Source organism: Roseivirga spongicola, assembly GCF_034376045.1.
Classification (GTDB): Bacteria; Bacteroidota; Bacteroidia; order Cytophagales; family Cyclobacteriaceae; genus Roseivirga; species Roseivirga spongicola.
On record NZ_CP139724.1, the window covers coordinates 1,361,602 to 1,382,107 of the forward strand.

Sequence of the window (20,506 nt, forward strand, 5' to 3'; positions counted from 1 at the left end):
TACGCTGTACTCAATACTAGCTACTCCCTTAAAAAAGCCCCATTTGCCCCCTATTTGTCTTCACGAATAGATCGGTTCTTAAAGGAGGTCTGTGATGGGTGTTGCCGAAGTACTTCGCCTTGCTCACTGCAAAAAGCTGATGAATGGATTCTACCATCAGCCCTTCACCTCGCATTCTGGCTCCAAAACGACTGTCGTTCAGCTTTCCATTGTGCGCACCTTTAATCTGGTTGAGTATTTTATCTGCTCTGTCAGGAAAAGCCCTTTCCACCCAATGCTCGAAAACCTGGCCGATTTGACCATTCAGCCTCACCATGGTAAAACTGGCACTCTTAGCACCAGCCTTTGAAGCTGCCTCCATAATATTTGGGATTTCGTGATCATTCAGACCGGGAATAATCGGCCCGATCATAATATTGCAGTTCACTCCAAGTCGGCTTAATGTTTCAATAGCCCTTAGCTTCTGTTGTGTAGTAGCGGTTCTGGGTTCAAGTTTCCTTCTTACTTTTTCATCCATTGTGGTTATGGAGAAAATAATAGTGACCAAATTATCCTTGGCCAACTCGGAAAGAATATCGGCATCTCTGGTTGCTAACACATTTTTGGTGATGATGCCAACAGGATGTTTATACTTCAAAAATACCTCAAGGAGCTTTCGGGTGATTCCCAACTTTCGTTCAATGGGTTGATAGCAATCTGTATTGCCAGAAAGCACAATAGTTGCCGGTTGGTACTTGGGCTTCTGAAAGTACTTTTCAAGTAGAGCAGGAGCATTCTCCTTATAAAGGATAACTCTTTCAAAGTCCAAACCAGCATTGTAGCCCCAGTATTCATGTGAGTTTCTGGCGTAACAATAAATACACCCGTGTTCACAGCCCTGATAAGGATTCATAGAAAACTCCATCCCAACATCTGGGCTTTCTACTTTGTTGACAATAGTTTTAGGAAAAATGGGGATGTACTTAGTTGGAGGTGCACCATCATCATATTCATCTATTCCCTCTAAGTGTTCTTGCACATATTCATGCATTAAGAACCTATTCTTCACCTGAGTCTGAGCCCCTCTTCCTTTTATCATTATCTATAGTTTTTAGCAATACTAAATTAAATAGTATTCATCTAAATATCATAGCCTGTGAATACTAAAATCTTGCGAAAGAGTGTCTGGTGCAAATCGGCTTTTTTGATGAGTGCCCTGAATTATTTATCGGTAACGACTATCTTGAAAACCTCATTCAAATTCGAAACTCAAACGAATCGACCCATGAAAAAACGACTAGAAATTATGGTGCTGGTTTTATTGTGCTGTGGCCTGATGAGCCCCGACCTGCTAGCCCAAAGAAGAAGTAAAAAGAACTCGGAAGAGAATAAGAAAGACCCACTAGCTGGTATTTCTCTCAATGGATTCAAATTCAGAAGTGTAGGGCCAGCCCTAACTTCAGGTAGAATCGCAGACTTTGCGGTAAACCCAAACGACCCAAGCGAATTCTATGTAGCCTCAGCTGCAGGTGGTGTTTGGAAAACTACTAATGCAGGAACCACTTTTGACCCTATTTTCGATAACTACGGAAGTTACTCTATCGGGGCATTAGCCATGGACCCGAATAACCACAATGTTATTTGGGTAGGAACTGGAGAAAATAATAATCAGAGATCTGTCTCTTACGGAGACGGGGTTTACAAGTCTATCGATGGCGGTGCATCGTTCAAACATATGGGACTGAAAAAATCTGAGCATATTGGTATGATCGCTATCGACCCAAGAAATTCTGATGTAGTTTATGTTGCCGCTACTGGTCCACTGTGGAGCAGCGGTGGAGACCGAGGTCTTTATAAAACTACTGACGGAGGAGAAACCTGGGACTTGGTACTAGAAATTAGTGAACACACTGGTGTGAATGAAGTGCACATGGATCCGAGAAACCCAGATGTGCTTTACGCAACTGCTCACCAAAGAAGAAGACGCCAGTGGACATACCTTGGTGGTGGCCCAGAGTCTGGAATCTACAAATCGACAGATGCTGGTGCCAACTGGGAGAAGATAAACAGAGGTTTACCAGGTGGCGATAAAGGAAGAATTGGTATGGATATTTCTCCGGCCAATCCTGAGGTAATTTATGCCATAGTTGAAGCACAGAATGGACAAGGTGGATTCTTTAGAAGTACAAACCGCGGTGCTTCTTGGCAAAAAATGAGCAGCCATTCTACTAGCGGAAACTACTATCAAGAAATTGTGGCTGACCCAGTAGATGTAGATAGAGTTTACTCTTTGAATACTTTTACTATGGTGACAAATGATGGTGGAAAAACCTTTAGTCAACTAGGCGAGCAGAGTAAGCACTGGGATAATCATGCTATTTGGATTGATCCTGCTAATAACAAACACCTCCTTGAAGGCTCAGATGGTGGAGTATATGAGTCTTTCGACCAAGGTAAAACATGGAAGTTCTTCACAAATATTCCTGTTACGCAGTTCTATAAAGTATCTGTAGACAATGCTGAACCTTTCTACAACATTATGGGAGGAACGCAAGATAACTACAGTTTGCACGGACCATCTCAAACCTTATCGGCTCATGGTATCATCACAGCAGATTGGAAAGTAACGCAAGGTGGAGATGGCTTTGAGTCGGTTCCAGACCCTGAAAATCCAGACATTGTTTATGCACAATCGCAAAATGGTGGCTTAGGCAGGTTCGACCTTAAAAGCGGTGAGTCCGTAACCATTATCCCTAGACCTAGAAAAGGTGAAAAGCAATATAACTTCAACTGGGATTCTCCATTAATGGTAAGTCCACACGATGCTAAAACGCTTTACTATGCTGCCAATAAAGTATTCAAAAGTACAGACCGTGGTGATTCATGGGAGGTTATCAGCGATGAGTTAGACCAAAATATAGATAGAAATCAGCTCCCAATTATGGGTAAAATTTGGCCTATGGATGCTGTTGCTAAAAACGGCTCTACTTCTAGGTATGGAGCAGTTGTAGCCTTAGACGAATCTAGACTTCAGGAAGGTTTGATCTATGCTGGTTCTGACGATGGACAAATTAGCGTAACGGAAAATGGCGGTGCAGATTGGTTCAAGATCAACAGCTTTCCGGGTGTTCCTGCCAATACTTATGTGTATGACCTAATTGCATCCAAACATGATGTAAATACGGTTTATGCCGCCTTCAACAACCATAAGAGTGGAGATTTTACACCTTATGTTTATGTGAGTAATGATAAGGGTAGAACCTGGAAAAACATTAGCAACAACCTGCCTGAAGGTGCTGTTTACGCATTGGAGCAAGATCATGTAAATGCCAATATCCTTTTTGCGGGGACAGAATATGGAGTTCATGTTTCTCTTGATGGTGGTGATAGCTGGAAGCCATTAAAAGCTGGTTTACCAACCGCTAACGTTCGAGATATGGCTATTCAGGAAAGGGAGAATGATTTGGTGCTAGCTACCTTTGGTAGAGGTTTCTATGTATTAGATGACTACAGCGCAATGCGAGAACTTACCCCAGCACTTCCAGAAAAAGAGGCTCACATTTTCGACATTGCTGAGGCTAAAATGTTCAACACATGGATGCCATTAGGTTCATTAGGCTCTAGGCAGCACGGTTTCCAAGGCGAAATGCACTATTCAGCACCAAACCCAGAAACTGGCGCCATCATTAAGTATTACCTAAAAGAAGGTGTAAGCAGCCTTAAATCTGAAAGAAGTAAAAGAGAATCTGCCGCCTTTAAAAATGGAGAAAACATACCTTATCCAACTTTAGAGGAATATAAAGCAGAGCAAAACGAGCCAGCCTCTTACCTTATCTTCACCATAAAAGACCAAACTGGTGACATTGTGAGTGAGTTGAGAAGCCCGTTAAGAAAAGGTATGGGGCAAGTTGTTTGGGACATGACCTACATGAACTTCTCTAGTGTAAATTCTAGACAAGCTAACCCTAGCTCAAGCTTAGGTTCTACTGGTATTTTCGTTGTTCCAGGTACTTATACCGTCAGCATGAGCCAGGTAGTAAAAGGAGAGTTAAGCGAATTAGTTTCTGGGGTTAGTTTTGAGGTATCTAAACTCGATAACCAAATTCTTCCTGCAGACGATTGGAACGCCATGGCAGAATTCAAGAAAAAAGCAGCGTCATTAATATCTGCTATGAACGCCACCAGAGGTGTACTGTCAGAGATGTCTAGCAAAATCACCAACTACAAAGCGGCTGCTAAGGCATTCCCTATTCAAGAGTCTTTAGAATTACTTGCTGAAATTGAAGCTTTAGAGAAGGAGGTTGAAGCGGTAAATATTGCCATGAATGGAGACTCTGATGTTGGAAGATTGGATATGGATCAGGAATATAGCGTAAGGCAAAGAGCACAAAATGCTGCTTACGATATCTTCGGTTCGCTTTCTAATGTAACAGGAACTTCTAAGCGCAACTATGATATTGCTGCCGATGAGTTCGCTCCAGTTTTATCAAGTGTAAAAGCGCTTCAACCCAAATTTGAAGCTATGGATAGCAAGTTAGGTACAATGGGGGCTCCGTTATTACCAGGAGCGCTGCCCAATTGGAAAAAATAACTTAGAACGAATTAAAAAAGGCCTCATTTCTGTGAAATGAGGCCTTTTTCTTTTTGGATTATCAGGAATATGTAGAACTTTCGAGAGAAAGGAAATAAATGTACACCCAACTTTCCGTTAACGGAAAATTGACGCTAAATACATTTTTTTACATGCAAGCGTCTATATATAAAGTGTATCTTTAGTTCTCCTTTAACCCTCAACTTTATTAGAGTCTCGTAAAACTTTTAAATTTGTCTTAACGACAAAGGGCTGGATCATTGAAATATGTCGTCATCATATTAGTTAGTCTATTAACTGAGCACTCTCATGCCCAAGATCTTATTTCTGTTGCCAATACTTTCCTGAATGATAAGAATTATCTGGAGGCCAAAGCCGCAATAGATGAGGCATTTGAAAGCGATCAGGCCGATGAAAATCCGAGAGCTTGGTACACTAAGGCCAGAATTTACCATGAGATTTTAAAGTCTACTGATCAAGCGCTTAAAGAGATAAAGTCTGACCAAAAGGCTTTTGTTACCGAGGTGGTAGATGCCTACCAGAATACCAAAAGACTAACAGACCCCACTAATAACCTCCACATTTTGGCCAACAACCAAATTGAAATACTCTGGGCCGACTATGTGAATGCTGGAATTACCAAGTTCCAGTCTAGCAAGTTTATAGAAGCCTCAGAGTTCTTTGAAGTTTCTCAGATTGCTAAACCTGCCGACTCCACAGGCTACTTATATGCAGCGCTCAGTCTGCAAAACTCAGGTAAATATCAGCGAGCTATAGATAATTATATGGCCCTGAGAGATATATCAAGGTTAACAAAGAATGCATACAATGGCCTAATTATCTGTCAGCAACTGCTCAACTTACCCGATGCTCAGCAACTAGATGTGGTAGAAGAGGCGCTGTTTGAATACCCGAACCACTTACCTTATATACTTCAGGAAATAAGAATTCTAATCAGATTGAAGCGATTCGATGCGGCAGAATCGGTATTAAAAACATCAATTCAGCGAAACCCAAATAATGCCCAACTGGTGCTTAGACAAGCCGACCTTTATGATAGAGTATTTAAAGATGCTTACCTAAACGGGGAGCCAGAGCGCTCTGAGCAATATTTTGAAATGGCATCTAGAAGTTATGAAAGATACCTCAATAGCTTTCCTGAAGACTTTACTGCCAACTATAATTACTCGGTAATGATCAACGAACAGGCCAATAGAGTTTACGTACGCGTAAACCTAATGAGCAAGGAAGAGTATGAAATGAGGGGCAAAGAGACTGAACAATTAGGTCATGACTGGACACGCAGGGCTTTACCTTACATGGAGAAGGCGCAACAAGCAAAACCAGAAGATGAAAATGTAATCAAGGCCCTGAAGGTGTACTACGAAAGGCTCGAAATGACAGAAAAACTCAATCAACTCAATGGAGGAAATTAAACTCATTGTAGCCTCTAGAAACCCTGTGAAGATTGAATGTGCCGAAAAGGGCTTCTCCAAGGTATTTCCAAAATCAAAAATCTTAGCTCGAGGTATTGCCGTTGAATCTGGTGTTGCAGACCAGCCAATGACAGATGCTGAAACACTTGAAGGCGCTAAAAACCGAGCTGAAAATGCAAAAGCTTCTGAACCTGAAGCAGACTTTTGGATAGGTATTGAAGGCGGTATTGCCGAACCATCATCAACTATGGAAGCCTTCGCGTGGGTCTACATCATTTCTAAAGACAGAAACGGTAAAGCCAGAACAGCTAGCTTTGACCTTCCTCCTAAAATTCAGGCATTAATACATCAGGGTATTGAGCTAGGCGTTGCAGACGATATGGTGTTTGACCGCTCTAATTCTAAACAGAAAAGCGGTGCAGTAGGTATACTCACTCACGACCTAATTAATCGTGCTCAATACTACGAACCAGCTGTTATTCTAGCGCTTATCCCTTTTGTAAATACAGAGCTCTATTAAATAAACCATTATGGGCTGAAAGCACCATAGTTTTAGAGGCAACTGAAAGTCGTTTTGAATGCTCGACTTAGAATTGACGTCAATCAAACCCCGAGCATTATCGGGGCGTACATCGTAAATTCCAGGATGCTTTTTAGAAGCTAAAGGGAAATGCACTAAAGTGCATAGTTTTAACTCCTTTTGTGACCAATAAAAATGCCATCCCTTTTAGAGATGGCATCCTGAATATTAAATTCTATATCTGACCAGTGGCCAGACCGAAACCTCTTATCTACGTCTAGAAGTTTCAAAAACCTTTGGCTTACGAGGAAGCTTCTCGTCCATGTTGGCAGTTTGCATAACCATAGTAGCCACAATAATAGCATTCTTTCTTAGGTCTGCTCCCTGAAGTCTCTCATAAAGGTCCATGTTTGTATGGTGAGTTCTTGTACCATAGTCAATAGGATCTTGGATGAACTGGAAACCTGGAAGGCCAATACCATCAAATGCTTGGTGGTCTGTACCGCCAGTATTTCTGATGGTTACAGTGTTTGCACCCATATCTTCAAATGCGCTGAACCACTCTTTAAAGATTGGTCTTAAAGCCTCGTTTCCTTGTAAGTAAATACCTCTAATGGCACCTGTTCCGTTATCCATGTTATAGTAAGCAGAAAGCTTAGCATGGTTATCATTCGGCTGACCATTTTTCATAAACTCACTCTGAACGTAGTTTCTAGAACCGTAAAGGCCTTGCTCTTCACCACTCCAAAGTGCTACTCTTACTGTTCTTCTCAACGGAACACCAGACTCTTTCAAAATTCTGATAGCCTCCATCATTACTGCAGAACCTGCTGCGTTATCTGTTGCTCCTGTTCCTGCAAACCAAGAATCTAAGTGAGCACCAAGCATTACAACTTCGTCTTTCAATTGTGGGTCTTGGCCTGGAATTTCAGCCAAAACATTGTAGCCTTTCTCATCAGACTCATGGAATTCAGTTTTGGTATCGGCTTCTACCATTACCTTTTCACCTTTAGATAGTAATCTTACTATTCTGTTGTAGTGCTCTGGAGCAACTTCCATTTCTGGCAATGCTTCCGGATCGTTTCTAGAACCGTTTGAAGTAAAGAAAGTACCTTGACCACCACCTCTGGTAGTGTTAAGAATCATAGCTACACCTTCATCTTTAAACATTTGATAAGCTGCATTTCTCAACTGAGCTGCTCTTCTGAAGTCAGAAATTCTTCTTTGACTGAACACACTGTTAGAGTTGCTTACTCTCTCGCTAGTCATTCCTTCTAACTGCTCGTCAGTAAATCTTCTAGCATCTGCTTCAAAAGTAGTTTTTGCCTCAACGCTAGTAGGCATTAAAACAATTTTACCTTTAAGGTTACCTTTGAATTTTGCCAAATCGGCTTCAGACTGAGCGTCTACATAAACAGCTTCTCCGCTAATTAAGCCGTTGGTACCTGGAGTCCATGCTTTTGGAATACCAATAATTGCTTGGTAATAAGGAACAGTCATAGCTACGTAAGACTTTCTTACATCCCATCCTCTTCCAAAGTCACCCCATGGGTCAACTTTAACATTAGAGAGGCCCCACTCCTTAAATTGGCCAGAAGTCCAGTCATAAGCATTTTTTAAGCCTTCAGAACCTGTTAGTCTTGGACCAATTCTATCGGTAAGGTTCCAGGCAATGTCCATTACCTGACTGTTGTTTAGGCCCTCATCTTTAATTTTGTAGAGAGCATTGTAGTCTAATTGGGTATTCTGAAACCCAAATGCTGCGAACGTGCAAAAGAACATGCACACAAAAAATAGTTTTATCGTCCTCATTCTTAAAGTTTGTTTGCTCACAATATAGCAATGTCAAGATTGAGTGTCCCTTTTTTTGGGATGTATGGAAAGAATTCAGTCTCAATTGCCGTTTGATGCTGCGGCCTTCTGAATTTGAGCTATAAAAGCATTGAGTGCCTCGAACCAATTTTCCGAAGCGTCCCATTCTTTTCCTATAAAAATGGTATTGGTTCTGAGGTCGTCTAAGTAGAACTTATAGACCGTCTTTTCAGAGGGTGTGCTATCCTCGGGCAGGGGAATCCATTCATTTAGCGTTGTTTCTTTTGCCTTAAGCATCTTCAACTCATAAATAAAGCCAGACCTTCTTAGCGTAGCATCATTCTCATTGTTAGCAACAAGCTCCATTGTATTGGTAGAGTCTGCTGAAAGCATTTGAAACTGTTGGTTCTGCAAGTTGATCTGCTGCATGAGCGAATCTTCTTCAAACATATAAGCATGCTGAACTTTAAAGATGGGTAACTGCTCATACTTCTGTTTGACTATGGGTCTCATAGCTATTTTAAACTCCGCAACTTGTGGAGGCACAGACCTACCTATAACACCTGCCTCTATGGTTGAATAGAAAAACTCAGGGTATTCATTCACCAACAAATTGGTTCTTTGAAACTGATCGGTTTTAAAATAAGTATTCAGCTCTTGCCATACTGTGCTTAAGTCTGAAGTGAGCCTGGCAAAAGCTGAAGCACCTTTATTCCACATGCTTTCTTCTTTATTAAACTGTGTAATGGCTAAGAAAATGGGACCATCTGCCTCTTTGGCCGAAAGAATAATTAGGTTTTCTATTCCTCTAGAAAAAGTAAAATCTGGGAGTGGCAGAGGGTCATTTAGAGATGCATCGTACTTATCTAAAGGAAAATATGCTACTGCATCTACGCCTACTTCTGCAAAGAAGGCTTGCATTTCATCTAGAATTTCTTGCCACTCGCTTGGCGATTCGTCCATCGGCACAGAAAGAAGCACCAAGGTTTTGGTCTTCAGAATATCTTGAGGAGGATATAAAGCCTGATTAAGGCCTAACTTGTTCAAATACTGGTCAATATCGCTCTGAGCCTGTAAAGACATAGAGCAACCAAAGGCCAAGAGAAGAAGAATAATTTTGTGAGTAAGTGAGCGCAAATCTTCTTAAGGTATTGATTAAGTTTAAGACTAAACTAGTCCACAACCAGATAGCAATAGCTTTCTTTAACTGTCACAACGATGCAAAGGTATTCAAATTTCATTCTCATTTCTTTTCTGCTTTGTCTCATTTCTATTCCAGCGTTTTCTCAATTAGATAGGCTAGACACAGAGTATATGCTAGAAGACTTAAGAAAGCTTTCTCACGATGCTGCCGAAGGCAGAAGAACTGGAACCAATGGAGCTGAGGCAGCCAGAAGGTTTATAATAAAGCAGCTAGAAGATATGAACGCTAAAAGTCTTCAAGACGATTTTAGGCATCCGTTTAACTTCGTAAGCCGAGGTGGTGACACTATTCAGGCTGAAAATATTGTGGCTTACATAAAAGGTGAGGAGCAAACTGCCTTTGTAATTACCGCTCACTACGATCATTTAGGGGTACGAAACGGACAAATTTATAACGGGGCCGATGATAATGCCTCTGGTGTTGCGGCTATGCTGGCCATGGTTGAATACTTCAAAAGCAATAAGCCAAGACACACAATGGTATTTGCTGCTCTAGATGCCGAAGAAATGGGCTTGCAAGGTGCCAAGGCATTTCTTAAGGATGAAAGCATTCCGCAAGACATGATTAAGCTGAACATTAACATGGACATGATCAGCATGAACGACAAAAATGAGCTTTATGTAGCAGGCACCTCACATTACCCTAACCTGAAGCCAATAGTTGAGAGCGTAAATGTGTTACCTCTGCAACTAAAGCTAGGTCACGATACTCCAGACCTTGGTAGTGATGACTGGACTAACTCTTCTGACCACGGACCATTTCACAAAAGAGGGATTCCTTTCCTCTATTTTGGAGTAGAAGACCATGCGCATTATCATAAACCTACAGACGTTTTTGAAAACGTAAATCAAGACTTTTATATAAAGGCTACCCACGCCATTCTAGACTGTATTCTCGCACTAGACTCTTCTTTGAACTAATAGCATTCACATGATAAGAACCTTAATTAGTCACTCTTTCAAGCAACAGTTTAGGTCGCCCGTATGGGCTAAAAACCTAGTAGCCAACGTTTTTCTTGGCTTTGCTGGGGTGGTATTGTCCATATATGTGCTTGTGCTGGGTATATTTCTCAGCGAAATCTTAGACTCTCTAGCTCCAGATAAAGAACCCATTCAACTACTTAACGGGCTGATTATCTACTATTTCGCAGTAGAGTTTTTTATGAGGTTCTTTCTTCAAAATGTTCCTGTATTGGCTATTGAGCCCTACTTGCACTTGCCTATGCCAAAACGCAAGATTGTGCACTTTATGCTCAGAAAAAGTCAGGTCAGCGTTTTCAATCTTATTTCAATACTTCTGTTTACTCCATTTGCATTTAGAGAAGTATTACCGACCCATGGAGCCACAGCCACACTTGGTTGGTTGGTAATGATTTTTGGTTTAGCATTTACCATTCACTTTCTCACTATACTCTTTAAGAAGAAATTGAATGAACAGCCCAACCTATTACTCATTATTGCTGGGCTTTTCTCGGTAGTTGGTGGGCTAGATTATTACGGATTCTTATCACTTTCTACTATTTCTTCAGACCTATTTGGTGCAATTATAGAGCAACCTGTCTTTGCGCTTATTCCTGTTCTTCTCTGGTTTGTGAGTTACAGAGCCAATTATTCTTTTTTGGTGAATAATACTTATCCAGAAGAAATTTCAACCAAGAAGAAGAAATCAAAGATCTCTGGCGATTTCGCTTTCCTGAAAAGGTTTGGCCGAATTGGAGAAATGATTGCTTTGGAACTGAAACTGATAATCAGACACAAGCGCCCAAGAAGTGCCCTTATGATTTCTGGCTTTCTGTTGCTTTATGGACTTATTTTCTATCCAGAAGAGCAGTATCAGCAAATGAACTGGATTTTCTTGTTCGTAGGAATTTTCATTACTGGTACATTCTTTCTTCAGTATGGTCAGTTTTTGCTCAGCTGGGAAAGTGGCTACTTCGATTTTGTACTGACTAGAAAAGTGAAGTTCAGGCAGTATTTCGAGTCTAAGTACTATCTGTTTCTTGCCACCTCCACTATCTCATTTGTACTGTCTTTAGCCTATGGATATTTCGGGGCGCAGATTATTTTCATCAATCTGGCCGCCTACCTCTTTAATATTGGGGTGAATGTTTTCTTTGTTATGCGCATTGCACTCTTCAACCCAAAGAAAATTGACTTAAGCAAAAGGGCAGCTTTCAATTATGAAGGAGTAGGGGCCGCTCAATTTCTAATAGCCTTGCCAGTAATGTTTTTGCCATACGTCATTTATGCTCCATTCCTGATCTTAGGAATTGGTGAGTATGGGCTTCTATTGCTTGGGGTTTTAGGTCTAATTGGCTTTTTGCTGAGAGACAAATGGCTAGACTTTATCACAAATAATTTCATTAAAAACAGACATAAAATAGCAGCGGGTTTCCGAGCACAATAAATATTTCGATTATGATAACAGTAAAAGGACTTAGAAAGCAATACAAAGGAGTAACCGTTGTGAATATTCCTGAATTGATAGTTGGAAAAGGTGAAAGCTTTGGCCTAGTCGGAAATAATGGTGCTGGTAAAACTACTTTTTTCAGAATGATTCTGGACTTGGTAAGGCCAACGGAAGGAGAAGTACTTAGCCAGGGTACAGACGTAAAGAAAACAGAAGACTGGAAGTACTACACTGGCTCTTTTTTGGATGAATCATTCTTAATTGACTACCTCACTCCAGATGAATATTTTGAGTTTGTTGCTAGCCTCCACGATTATTCTGCTGGTGACTTACAGGAGTTCCTTTCTCAATTTGAGGCTCTTTTCAATGGCGAAATTATTGGCCAAAATAAATACATTCGAGACCTCTCTAAAGGTAACCAGAAGAAGGTTGGTATAGCTGCTGCATTGATGGGCCGACCAGAAGTAATATTGCTCGATGAACCTTTTGCCAACCTGGATCCAACCACTCAAATTAGACTGAAAAACTTACTGAGAGACTGGAAAGAGAACCATCAGCTGACAATGCTAATTTCTAGCCACGACCTTAACCATGTTACAGAGGTTTGCGAGCGTATAGTTCTTCTAGAAAAAGGCGAAGTGAAGCAAGACATTAAAACGAGCAGCTCAACCCTGAAAGATCTGGAAGACTATTTTGCAGCTTACTAACGAGGCATAGGAGGTATTCTATACCGTCACTTTTTTATCACTTTGCGAATATCTGAGACGGGTCTTTGAACGACTTAAACTCCAGTGCATTTCCGCTTGGGTCTAAGAAGAACATAGTGGCTTGTTCTCCAACTTCTCCTTCAAAACGGATGTATGGTTCTATCACGAAATCGATGCGGTGCTGCTTAAGCTTTTCTGAAAGCTCATGCCATTGATTCCACTCTAAAACAGCTCCAAAATGACGGACAGGTACGTTTTTACCATCAACAGCATTAGTATTGGCTTGAGCCAGTTCTTCAGGCTTAACATGCGCACTGAGCTGATGGCCGAAGAAGTTAAAGTCGATCCACTTATCGGTAGAGCGGCCAATTTCGCAGCCGAGTAATTCGCCAAAAAAGGTTCTGGTAGATTCAATGTCCTTGACAGGAAATGCTAGGTGAAAAGGAGTATTCATTATTTGGTCAGTTAGGTAATTGGTTATTCGTTGATTGGGAGTGAATTTACGACTTAATTATATTCAGCATAGCATTGTTAGAAATTCGTCACTTTTAGAAGATGGTTGGTCACATTAAGTGGAATGAAGGACTAACAAACACTAAGATTGGAGAAAAATTAACTCATGAACAAACACTTTATCAGAACTGCTTTCGTAACTGTAACAATCATTTTCTTTGTTTTAGGCATTCAAAACACCTTTTCATTTTATGGGTACTTGCAAAACATCGAACTCCCTGATGGTTGGTCTAAAGAGCTACTCTGGAATCTTCAGGCCTTTTCGAAAATCGCTCTTTTATCAATTCTCATTTCACTTATTGCGCTGGGTTACCGAATAAACAAGTATTGTTTTGTCAAACAAAATCTTGGTTACGGATTACTCATATATATTGGCATATCGGGACTTTTAGCCGCTTTGGGAATGAAGTTGGTCAGTTTGGTTCCTTATGACTTTTTTACAATATCCAATTTAAGACCAGACTGGCCTATGATAGATTCTAGAGTATTTTGGTCCCTCTTTCATCTATTTATACTTAGCTTCTTCCTTTCCGGTACTGTTTTCCATGTTGAAAAAATTGAACTTAATAGTTTCTTCAACAAAAAGGCCAAATCCCTTCCTTCCAACTTTTGGATAACTGTATTTTTAATTTTTCTAACTCTTTTTATCTCCATCCTTATTTTAATAACCCAAGGAGAAATGAGTAGCAGATGGATTGCGACATGGTCATTTTCAAACATCATATATTGTGTTATTGGGTCTTCCTTTTGCTTAATCGTATTTCTCTTTTTCTTAAATACGTTTCATGGAGACCTATCTATAAGATTCATAGATAAAACCATCTTGTTTCTGACTTCGTCCATCGGCCTGTTCGGATATGCTTTTCTGGTCTACTCTATTTCGATTTCTTTCGATTTCACTCAACTGGGTGGATACCAGCAAATAGTAAGTTTCTGGTCTATGAGCCTAATCTTTATCTTGGGTGTTATTTTTTTATACTACTTGTTCAAAAAGCTCAATATTTTTTCATTCTCGGAACTCATTTCCATACACTCAACACAAGCCGAACTTTCACAACTCAAATCGCAAATCAACCCACACTTTTTGTTCAACTCACTCAATAGTCTTTATGGCTTGGCCTTGGAAGAAAGCAGTCCGAAGACCTCAACGGGTATTCAAAAACTGAGTGAAATGATGCGCTTTATGCTGCGCGAAAATGTGGAAGACAAAATTGAAATTAGCCGCGAGTTTGAATATGTAGAAAACTACATTGAGCTTCAAAAATTAAGGGTTGATGGAAATGAAAAAGTGAGATTGGAGTATGAGATTGACACAGCCTGCGAGGGTAAAATAACCCCTATGCTTATTATTCCTTTTATTGAAAATGCCTTTAAGCATGGGGTCAGTGCGCATCATAATTCATGGATTGAGATTAAATTGAATTGCAATAAAGAGGCCATTCATTTGAATGTGAAAAACAGTAATCATAAAAAGTCGAAATCTACTGAGGAGGAGAGTGGTATCGGGCTGGAAAATGTAAGACAAAGGCTTACCATGCTATACCCAGGCAAGCACCTTTTCCAGCTATTTGAGAATGAAGAAAGCTTTGAAGCCAACCTTAAAATCGAACTCAATTGATTAGAGCCATTGCCATAGATGACGAACCAATTGCCTTAAAGGTGGTGGAAGAACATGCTTCCAAAATCCCATTCCTACAACTGGAAGAGTCATTTACCGATGCCTTTGCAGCTTTAGACTTTCTGCAAGAAAATAGAGTAGATCTAATCTTTCTAGACATCAATATGCCAGATATCTCTGGCCTTGACTTGCTAAAAGCAACCGATGCTAAGTTTCAAATCGTTTTTACAACCGCCTATTCCGAATATGCTGTAGAAAGCTATGAACACAATGCAGCAGATTATTTGCTCAAGCCCTTTGAGTTTGGTCGCTTTCTGAAAGCTGTTATGAAAGTAAAAGAGGGTCTAAAACAGGCGAAGGAAGACTACTTCTTTGTAAAGTCTGGTTACGAGTACATACGCATCAACTTTCAAGATTTGCTCTTTATAAAAGGAGAAGGCAACTATCTCAAGTTGGTGGAAAAGGAGCGTAGCACACTCACCAGAATGACTTTTGAGGAAGTTTCGAGCCAAATTCCAGAAAGCTTCGTTCAGGTGCATCGGTCATTTATCATTAATTCACAGCTCGTGGAAAAGCTGGAAAAGCATCAAGCTAGAGTAGGAGAGCACCAAGTGCCAATTAACCCTGAAGGTTATGACAGGTTGAAATCATTGGTCATCAAGTAAAAAACCAATTCGGTATGCCTTGCTGAGGCCCCGAAGTATCGGGGGAAGCATCTTATTAAGTTATACTTGTCTTGCTACATGGATAGGATTCCTCGCTTTACTCGGAATGACTTAGACGGGAGAGTATCAGGTACAATAGTCTCGAGGGTAAGCAATTTTTACCATTGGGAAAACAAAAAGGGCCTCACTTTTCAGCGAAGCCCTAATAACTAATTTCCTAATCAACGAATGTACTGGCTTACCAGCTGCCTCCGGAACCGCCTCCACCAAAAGAGCCGCCTCCGAAACCACCGAAGCCTCCGCCTCCACCGCCAAAGCCGGAACCGCCACCACCGAACATTCCACCGCCACCGCGGAAGTTGTCCCAGTCATCATCTCTTCTTCTGCCCATGGAATTGCCCATCATTAACCATGCCCACCATGGAATACCACGAGTTCCGATACCTCTGCCTCTTCTTCTACCAAAAATTGCGGGAAGAATAAATACTAAGAAGAAAAATACAATAAAGAAGCGGAAGCCACCGCCTCCTCCATCATTACCTCTTCTTCTATTTTGAGCAAATTGCTCTGCGGTATATTCGCCAGAAGCTAATTCAAAAATTACATTGGTAGCATCGTCTAAACCCTTATAAAAATTGCCCTCTTTAAACCTAGGGTTCATGTACTCCTCACGGATGGTATAAGTAGCTGCATCGGTTATAGAGCCTTCCATTCCATAGCCAGTTACAATGGCCGCCATTCTATCATTTATAGAGACAACAATGAAAACACCATTGTCTTTGGCCGTGCCTACTTTCCACTTTTCCGCTGTTCTTTGAGCAAAATCAACTACTTCGTAACCATTCAAAGATTCAACAATTAAAATTGAAACTTGGGTAGAAGTAGAGTCTTCATAACCCAACACCTTATTCTCTAGGGCACGAAGCTCTTGTTGAGAAAGCGTGCTATTAGTGAAATCATTGACCAACCTTGGAGGGTTTGGCGCATCTGGTATTCCGCTTTGAGCAAAGCCTAAACTGCTGATTGATATAAAAAGTATTACTAGTAAGTTCCGCATATTAGTCTTTGCCAAATGAGATATCGTCCGATAATTCGTTTATGTCGTCTTTTTGGTAAGGATAGAATTCTTTCAGCCGTTCGCCAACACATAAAATGCCATCTACTAGGCCTTCGGTAAACTTTCCTTCCTTAAAGTGCTTCACCATTTTCTCTTTGGTGATGTCCCAAAAGTCTGGTTCCACTTTGGCGTTGATACCGCCATCGCCTATAATGCCAAACTTATGGTCTTTAATAGCCATATAGATGAGCACGCCATTTCTGGCTTCGGTCTCATGCATTTTAAGCTGAGCAAAAACTTGAGCCGCTCTGTCCAACACATTGTCTTTTTTGCAATGGTTTTCTAGATGCACGCGAATTTCGCCACTGGTATTTAGCTCAGCCTCTTCAATGGCTGCTTTAATTCTCTTCTTCTGATCTGATGTAAAATGTGCTTCTGCCATTAGTCAAAACTTACTTCTGGTGCTGTTTCTGCTCCTGCGGTAGATTCAAAATATCCTTTTTGGTCGAAGCCAAACATATTAGCATACAAGTTTTTCGGGAAGCTTCTGATGTAAGTATTGTAGCCTCTTACCTGCTCGTTGAAGTTTCTTCTTTCTACCGCAATACGGTTTTCCGTTCCTTCTAACTGAACTTGTAATTGCTGAAACTGCTGGCTCGCCTTTAAGTCAGGGTAACGCTCAACAGATACTAAAAGTCTACTTAAAGCACCGCTCAAGCCTTGTTGTGCTTGCTCAAAGTTAGCAATAGCATCAGGAGTAAGGTTTGAAGGGTCAACATTTACGGAAGTAGCCTTTGCTCTAGCTTCAATTACTCCAGTAAGTGTCTCTTGCTCAAAATCGGCATAACCCTTTACGGTATTCACAAGGTTAGGAATAAGGTCAGAACGTCTTTGATACTGGTTTTCAACCTGCGCCCAAGCAGCTCCAATTCCTTCGTCTTGCTGAACCATTGTATTATACGTGCCTTTTATACTCGAATAACCGATCAAAACTAGCACCACTAGAATGATCAGCACAATCCATTTTTTCTTCATTGTCTATTTAGGTTTTGATAGAAATTACGGCTTACAGCCTGCAACATATGTGCTAACTTTGTTATCGGACAATATGACAGATAAGCGTAGAGAAATGGATACTCAATCTTTCAGAAAACATGCACACGAATTGGTAGACTGGATGGCCGATTACTTTGAGTCGGTTGAAGACTACCCAGTAATGTCTCAGGTAAAACCTGGAGATATTCTGAAGCAAATTCCTACCAAGGCACCCAATCAGCCAGAGTCTTTTGACCAAATGTTGAAAGACTTCAACGAGATAATTATGCCTGGCATTACGCATTGGGAAAGCCCGAACTTCATGGCCTATTTCCCAGCTAATAAGAGCAAAGGCTCTGTTTTGGCCGAAATGCTGATGAGCACTTTGGGTGCACAATGTATGCAGTGGCTTACTTCGCCTGCCGCTGCAGAACTGGAAGAACAAATGATGAATTGGCTTCGCGAAATGCTGGGTTTGCCAGAATCATTTACGGGCGTAATTCAAGATACTGCCTCCACAGCTACTCTTTGCGCCCTACTAACTGCAAGAGAAAGAGCAACAGACTTCAGCATTAACGAAAGGGGCTTCGATGAAAGAAAGTTCGTTATTTATTCATCAGAGCAAATCCATTCCTCAATAGACAAGGCCGTAAAAATTGCTGGTTTTGGGGTTGAGGCTTTGCGTAAAGTGGAAGTGGACGATGGCTACGCCATGATCCCTGAAAAGCTGGAAGAACTTATTGAAGCCGACAAAGCTGCTGGATATATTCCGCTATGTGTGGTTTCAGCCATAGGTACCACGAGCACAACCGCAGTAGATTCGATTGATGAAATAGGCGTCATCTGCGAAAAGCACAACATCTGGCACCATGTAGATGCAGCTTATGCCGGAACAGCCCTGGTACTTCCTGAAATGCGGTGGATGTCGGAAGGGATTGAAAAAGCTGACTCATTTGTTTTCAATCCGCACAAATGGATGTTCACCAACTTTGATTGCACAGCATACTTTGTGAAAGACCCAGTAAGTTTAGTCAACACTTTCACCATTACTCCAGACTACCTGAAAACCTCAGTAGACGGAGAGGTAAAGAACTATCGTGATTGGGGAATTCCTCTAGGCCGAAGGTTCCGAGCACTCAAGCTTTGGTTTGTCATTCGTGAGTTTGGTGTGGAAGGCATTCAAGAGAAAATCCGTAAGCATATTATGCTCGGAAAATGGTTGGCTCAAGAAATCGATGCTCATTCCGACTTCGAGTTGATGGCTCCAGTTCCTATGAACACCGTATGTTTCAGGTATACCAAAGGAGAAGAATCTCAGCTCGATGGACTGAACGAAGCGATCATGAATAAGATCAACAATTCAGGCAAGTTGTTTTTCACACAAACTAAGTTAAAAGGAAAGTTTGTTTTACGTTTAGCATTTGGAAACACCAATTTAGAGGCCTTTCATGTGGAAAACGCATGGCAGTTGATTCAGGAAACAGCCAGTGAAATCAAACCTTAAGTCGATCATCTGGTTTCATTTGGCATGAAAAGATTGTCCATACTCTTGCTGAGCCTGTTTATTATTTCAGCTTGCAATCCTGTTAAAGACAAGAAAGTTGACCAGACAACTATTGGCTTTAAAACCGATGAATCTTCTAAGCTATTCTTCAAAAACGTAAGGCGTTCTTACTACGATGTAGAGGTAATGGAAGAAGCCAAACTGGAAATCTATCGACTGAAGAAGCGAGTGAAAGAGTCTGATGAACCTGTTCTTAATATCAACATAGTCAATAACTGGAGATATGATGAGGCTTATGTTCTGCTTGAACCTAATTCAGCCGCAGGCTCATTGTCCGATATAAAGGTTATTTGGGAAAACGAAGATGGAAAAAGTGGAGAAATCAGCTTAGGAGGTGGAAATAAGAAGAATCAGTTAGACTTTGCAGCCAAAGTATATGATCAGATACAAAATGGAAGTCAGTTTTATATAATGAAGGATGGAGTAAAAAAGGCATTTTTAATTGATTCGAAAAGCAGAGAAGCCTTCAGAGTTACCATGTTCGACTATTTTCGGCTAACTTTAGAGTATTGACACACTCACTCTAATGCATTTCCGAGCTCTCGCCATTTTTATCTTAATCATCACTGTTGGTTGCCAAAAAGAAAAGACTCCAGAATTCGATCAGGAGATCATTGATTTGAAGCTGTTGAATTATAACCTCAATTATTTTAAGTTCAATAGAATTCCCTCTTATGACTTAGAGACCTTCGAAAACCGAATGAAGCTTGGTTTAAGGTTGAAAAAGCGGGTGCTCGATCAGTCCAGACCTATAATAAATCTTTGCATTTTGATTGACTGGAAGCACGGCCAAAGCGAAATAATTGTTGAGCCCAATGACTACATCAAGCATCCTGATGAGTTCGAACTTCTGTGGCGCGACCTGGATGGAGTGCGCGGACTCATCTTCTTTGAACAAGGAGACAGGAAGAAACACCTTGAGTTTGCCGCTCAAGTTTTAGATCAGCTAGAAAGAGGGTGTGAGTTTTACCTCAAGCAAGATTCAGAATACATACCCGTACTAGCAGATACTACTAGTCGTAAGGCCTTTCATATTACTATGCTAGACTATTATGGGCTATTGAAGAGTCTTTAGTGACTCTCGTCTTCTTTCTTTTTCTTGCCTTTGAAAAGGGCATCATGCTGAGAAAGTGCACCTACAAAGCCAATTAGGATAACAACAATCCAGATGAAAGTATTAGCTCCGCTAGCAATTGGTGGGTCAAATAACATAGTTCTTTTCGTTTAGGCTGCAAAGATAAAGCAAAAGGCTAATGTTAAGAAGCGGTTCACTATTTTTTAACAGCGGTGTAACAAATAGCCAATTTTGCTCACCAAAATGTAATATAAAGTTAACGTTTTTGAGGCGCGAAAACGAAGTGCAAGACTCTAATTTCACAGCATCAAAAACGACTTC

19 protein-coding genes are annotated in these 20,506 nt (G+C 40.8%); 11 read left to right on the plus strand and 8 right to left on the minus strand.

Going from position 1 to position 20,506, the window contains the following annotated elements:
- Positions 1–28 precede the first annotated feature (28 nt).
- Positions 29–1,078 (minus strand): PA0069 family radical SAM protein, encoded by a 1,050-nt coding sequence (locus tag T7867_RS06150; protein WP_273514456.1) that lies wholly within the window; start codon positions 1,076–1,078, stop codon positions 29–31.
- A gap of 186 nt (positions 1,079–1,264) precedes the next feature.
- On the opposite strand from T7867_RS06150, the gene T7867_RS06155 reads away from it, so the two are divergent.
- From T7867_RS06155 to yjjX, 3 genes are all read left to right on the plus strand, one after another.
- On the plus strand, positions 1,265–4,570 hold the full coding sequence (locus T7867_RS06155; RefSeq protein WP_273514455.1) for a WD40/YVTN/BNR-like repeat-containing protein: 3,306 nt from the start codon (positions 1,265–1,267) through the stop codon (positions 4,568–4,570).
- 260 nt (positions 4,571–4,830) lie between these two features.
- Positions 4,831–6,006, plus strand: a complete 1,176-nt coding sequence (locus tag T7867_RS06160; RefSeq protein ID WP_322299969.1) for a UDP-N-acetylglucosamine--peptide N-acetylglucosaminyltransferase SPINDLY family protein — start codon at positions 4,831–4,833, stop codon at positions 6,004–6,006.
- On the plus strand, positions 5,993–6,526 hold the full coding sequence (yjjX, locus tag T7867_RS06165) for an inosine/xanthosine triphosphatase (RefSeq protein WP_322299970.1): 534 nt from the start codon (positions 5,993–5,995) through the stop codon (positions 6,524–6,526). Before T7867_RS06160 ends, yjjX begins: the two co-directional genes overlap by 14 nt.
- A 267-nt stretch (positions 6,527–6,793) precedes the next feature.
- Here yjjX and T7867_RS06170 read toward each other — a convergent pair whose 3' ends face one another.
- Positions 6,794–8,338, minus strand: coding sequence for a M20/M25/M40 family metallo-hydrolase (locus T7867_RS06170; protein ID WP_068216871.1), 1,545 nt, complete (start codon positions 8,336–8,338; stop codon positions 6,794–6,796).
- An 81-nt stretch (positions 8,339–8,419) separates the two neighbouring features.
- On the minus strand, positions 8,420–9,421 hold the full coding sequence (locus tag T7867_RS06175; protein ID WP_322299971.1) for a hypothetical protein: 1,002 nt from the start codon (positions 9,419–9,421) through the stop codon (positions 8,420–8,422).
- A 135-nt stretch (positions 9,422–9,556) separates the two neighbouring features.
- Between T7867_RS06175 and T7867_RS06180 the strand changes: the two genes are divergently transcribed.
- Genes T7867_RS06180 through T7867_RS06190 form a run of 3 tightly spaced genes read left to right on the plus strand, consistent with a single transcriptional unit; the run spans position 9,557 to position 12,658 of the window.
- Positions 9,557–10,462 (plus strand): M20/M25/M40 family metallo-hydrolase, encoded by a 906-nt coding sequence (locus tag T7867_RS06180; protein WP_273272245.1) that lies wholly within the window; start codon positions 9,557–9,559, stop codon positions 10,460–10,462.
- A gap of 10 nt (positions 10,463–10,472) precedes the next feature.
- On the plus strand, positions 10,473–11,948 hold the full coding sequence (locus T7867_RS06185; RefSeq protein WP_322299972.1) for a DUF5687 family protein: 1,476 nt from the start codon (positions 10,473–10,475) through the stop codon (positions 11,946–11,948).
- A gap of 11 nt (positions 11,949–11,959) precedes the next feature.
- Positions 11,960–12,658 carry an ABC transporter ATP-binding protein gene (locus T7867_RS06190; protein WP_068216876.1) on the plus strand — a complete coding sequence of 233 codons (699 nt, stop codon included), beginning with the start codon at positions 11,960–11,962 and terminating at the stop codon, positions 12,656–12,658.
- Between the two features lie 37 nt (positions 12,659–12,695).
- On the opposite strand, the gene T7867_RS06195 is transcribed toward T7867_RS06190, so the two are convergent.
- The gene (locus T7867_RS06195) at positions 12,696–13,112 is read right to left on the minus strand and encodes a VOC family protein (RefSeq protein ID WP_273514451.1); all 417 of its coding nucleotides are present in this window, start codon (positions 13,110–13,112) and stop codon (positions 12,696–12,698) included.
- A 165-nt stretch (positions 13,113–13,277) separates the two neighbouring features.
- On the opposite strand from T7867_RS06195, the gene T7867_RS06200 reads away from it, so the two are divergent.
- Positions 13,278–14,789 (plus strand): sensor histidine kinase, encoded by a 1,512-nt coding sequence (locus tag T7867_RS06200; protein ID WP_273514450.1) that lies wholly within the window; start codon positions 13,278–13,280, stop codon positions 14,787–14,789.
- Positions 14,786–15,454, plus strand: coding sequence for a LytR/AlgR family response regulator transcription factor (locus tag T7867_RS06205; RefSeq protein WP_273514449.1), 669 nt, complete (start codon positions 14,786–14,788; stop codon positions 15,452–15,454). Before T7867_RS06200 ends, T7867_RS06205 begins: the two co-directional genes overlap by 4 nt.
- Before the next feature lie 238 nt (positions 15,455–15,692).
- Here the strand turns inward: T7867_RS06205 and T7867_RS06210 are convergent, their stop codons facing one another.
- From T7867_RS06210 to T7867_RS06220, 3 genes are read right to left on the minus strand one after another with little or no spacing between them, the layout of a single operon-like run.
- Complete coding sequence (locus T7867_RS06210; protein ID WP_273514448.1) at positions 15,693–16,511, minus strand: TPM domain-containing protein; 819 nt, start codon at positions 16,509–16,511, stop codon at positions 15,693–15,695.
- Position 16,512: 1 nt separating this feature from the next.
- On the minus strand, positions 16,513–16,953 hold the full coding sequence (locus T7867_RS06215) for a TPM domain-containing protein (protein WP_273276653.1): 441 nt from the start codon (positions 16,951–16,953) through the stop codon (positions 16,513–16,515).
- Positions 16,953–17,546: a LemA family protein gene (locus tag T7867_RS06220; protein ID WP_068216889.1), complete on the minus strand. Its 594-nt coding sequence runs from the start codon at positions 17,544–17,546 to the stop codon at positions 16,953–16,955. The genes T7867_RS06215 and T7867_RS06220 overlap by 1 nt, the downstream gene beginning before the upstream one ends.
- On the opposite strand from T7867_RS06220, the gene T7867_RS06225 reads away from it, so the two are divergent.
- The 3 genes from T7867_RS06225 to T7867_RS06235 are packed head-to-tail and all read left to right on the plus strand — an operon-like array spanning position 17,518 to position 20,185.
- A complete protein-coding gene (locus T7867_RS06225) occupies positions 17,518–19,050 on the plus strand; it encodes a pyridoxal phosphate-dependent decarboxylase family protein (RefSeq protein ID WP_322299973.1) in 1,533 nt (510 codons plus the stop codon). The genes T7867_RS06220 and T7867_RS06225 overlap by 29 nt on opposite strands.
- A 24-nt stretch (positions 19,051–19,074) precedes the next feature.
- A complete protein-coding gene (locus tag T7867_RS06230) occupies positions 19,075–19,623 on the plus strand; it encodes a hypothetical protein (RefSeq protein ID WP_322299974.1) in 549 nt (182 codons plus the stop codon).
- A 13-nt stretch (positions 19,624–19,636) separates the two neighbouring features.
- On the plus strand, positions 19,637–20,185 hold the full coding sequence (locus tag T7867_RS06235) for a hypothetical protein (protein ID WP_322299975.1): 549 nt from the start codon (positions 19,637–19,639) through the stop codon (positions 20,183–20,185).
- On the opposite strand, the gene T7867_RS06240 is transcribed toward T7867_RS06235, so the two are convergent.
- Positions 20,182–20,322 (minus strand): hypothetical protein, encoded by a 141-nt coding sequence (locus T7867_RS06240; protein ID WP_157717523.1) that lies wholly within the window; start codon positions 20,320–20,322, stop codon positions 20,182–20,184. The two genes, T7867_RS06235 and T7867_RS06240, sit on opposite strands and share 4 nt — an antisense overlap.
- Positions 20,323–20,506 lie beyond the last annotated feature (184 nt).

Bases quoted from the DNA above. Each gene is read 5' to 3' on its own strand.
- T7867_RS06150 (WP_273514456.1), bottom strand. From the start codon at position 1,078: ATGATAAAAGGAAGAGGGGCTCAGACTCAGGTGAAGAATAGGTTCTTA.
- T7867_RS06155 (WP_273514455.1), top strand. From the start codon at position 1,265: ATGAAAAAACGACTAGAAATTATGGTGCTGGTTTTATTGTGCTGTGGC.
- yjjX (WP_322299970.1), top strand. From the start codon at position 5,993: ATGGAGGAAATTAAACTCATTGTAGCCTCTAGAAACCCTGTGAAGATT.
- T7867_RS06170 (WP_068216871.1), bottom strand. From the start codon at position 8,338: ATGAGGACGATAAAACTATTTTTTGTGTGCATGTTCTTTTGCACGTTC.
- T7867_RS06175 (WP_322299971.1), bottom strand. From the start codon at position 9,421: ATGTCTTTACAGGCTCAGAGCGATATTGACCAGTATTTGAACAAGTTA.
- T7867_RS06180 (WP_273272245.1), top strand. From the start codon at position 9,557: ATGCAAAGGTATTCAAATTTCATTCTCATTTCTTTTCTGCTTTGTCTC.
- T7867_RS06185 (WP_322299972.1), top strand. From the start codon at position 10,473: ATGATAAGAACCTTAATTAGTCACTCTTTCAAGCAACAGTTTAGGTCG.
- T7867_RS06190 (WP_068216876.1), top strand. From the start codon at position 11,960: ATGATAACAGTAAAAGGACTTAGAAAGCAATACAAAGGAGTAACCGTT.
- T7867_RS06195 (WP_273514451.1), bottom strand. From the start codon at position 13,112: ATGAATACTCCTTTTCACCTAGCATTTCCTGTCAAGGACATTGAATCT.
- T7867_RS06200 (WP_273514450.1), top strand. From the start codon at position 13,278: ATGAACAAACACTTTATCAGAACTGCTTTCGTAACTGTAACAATCATT.
- T7867_RS06210 (WP_273514448.1), bottom strand. From the start codon at position 16,511: ATGCGGAACTTACTAGTAATACTTTTTATATCAATCAGCAGTTTAGGC.
- T7867_RS06215 (WP_273276653.1), bottom strand. From the start codon at position 16,953: ATGGCAGAAGCACATTTTACATCAGATCAGAAGAAGAGAATTAAAGCA.
- T7867_RS06225 (WP_322299973.1), top strand. From the start codon at position 17,518: ATGATCAGCACAATCCATTTTTTCTTCATTGTCTATTTAGGTTTTGAT.
- T7867_RS06220 (WP_068216889.1), bottom strand. From the start codon at position 17,546: ATGAAGAAAAAATGGATTGTGCTGATCATTCTAGTGGTGCTAGTTTTG.
- T7867_RS06230 (WP_322299974.1), top strand. From the start codon at position 19,075: ATGAAAAGATTGTCCATACTCTTGCTGAGCCTGTTTATTATTTCAGCT.
- T7867_RS06235 (WP_322299975.1), top strand. From the start codon at position 19,637: ATGCATTTCCGAGCTCTCGCCATTTTTATCTTAATCATCACTGTTGGT.
- T7867_RS06240 (WP_157717523.1), bottom strand. From the start codon at position 20,322: ATGTTATTTGACCCACCAATTGCTAGCGGAGCTAATACTTTCATCTGG.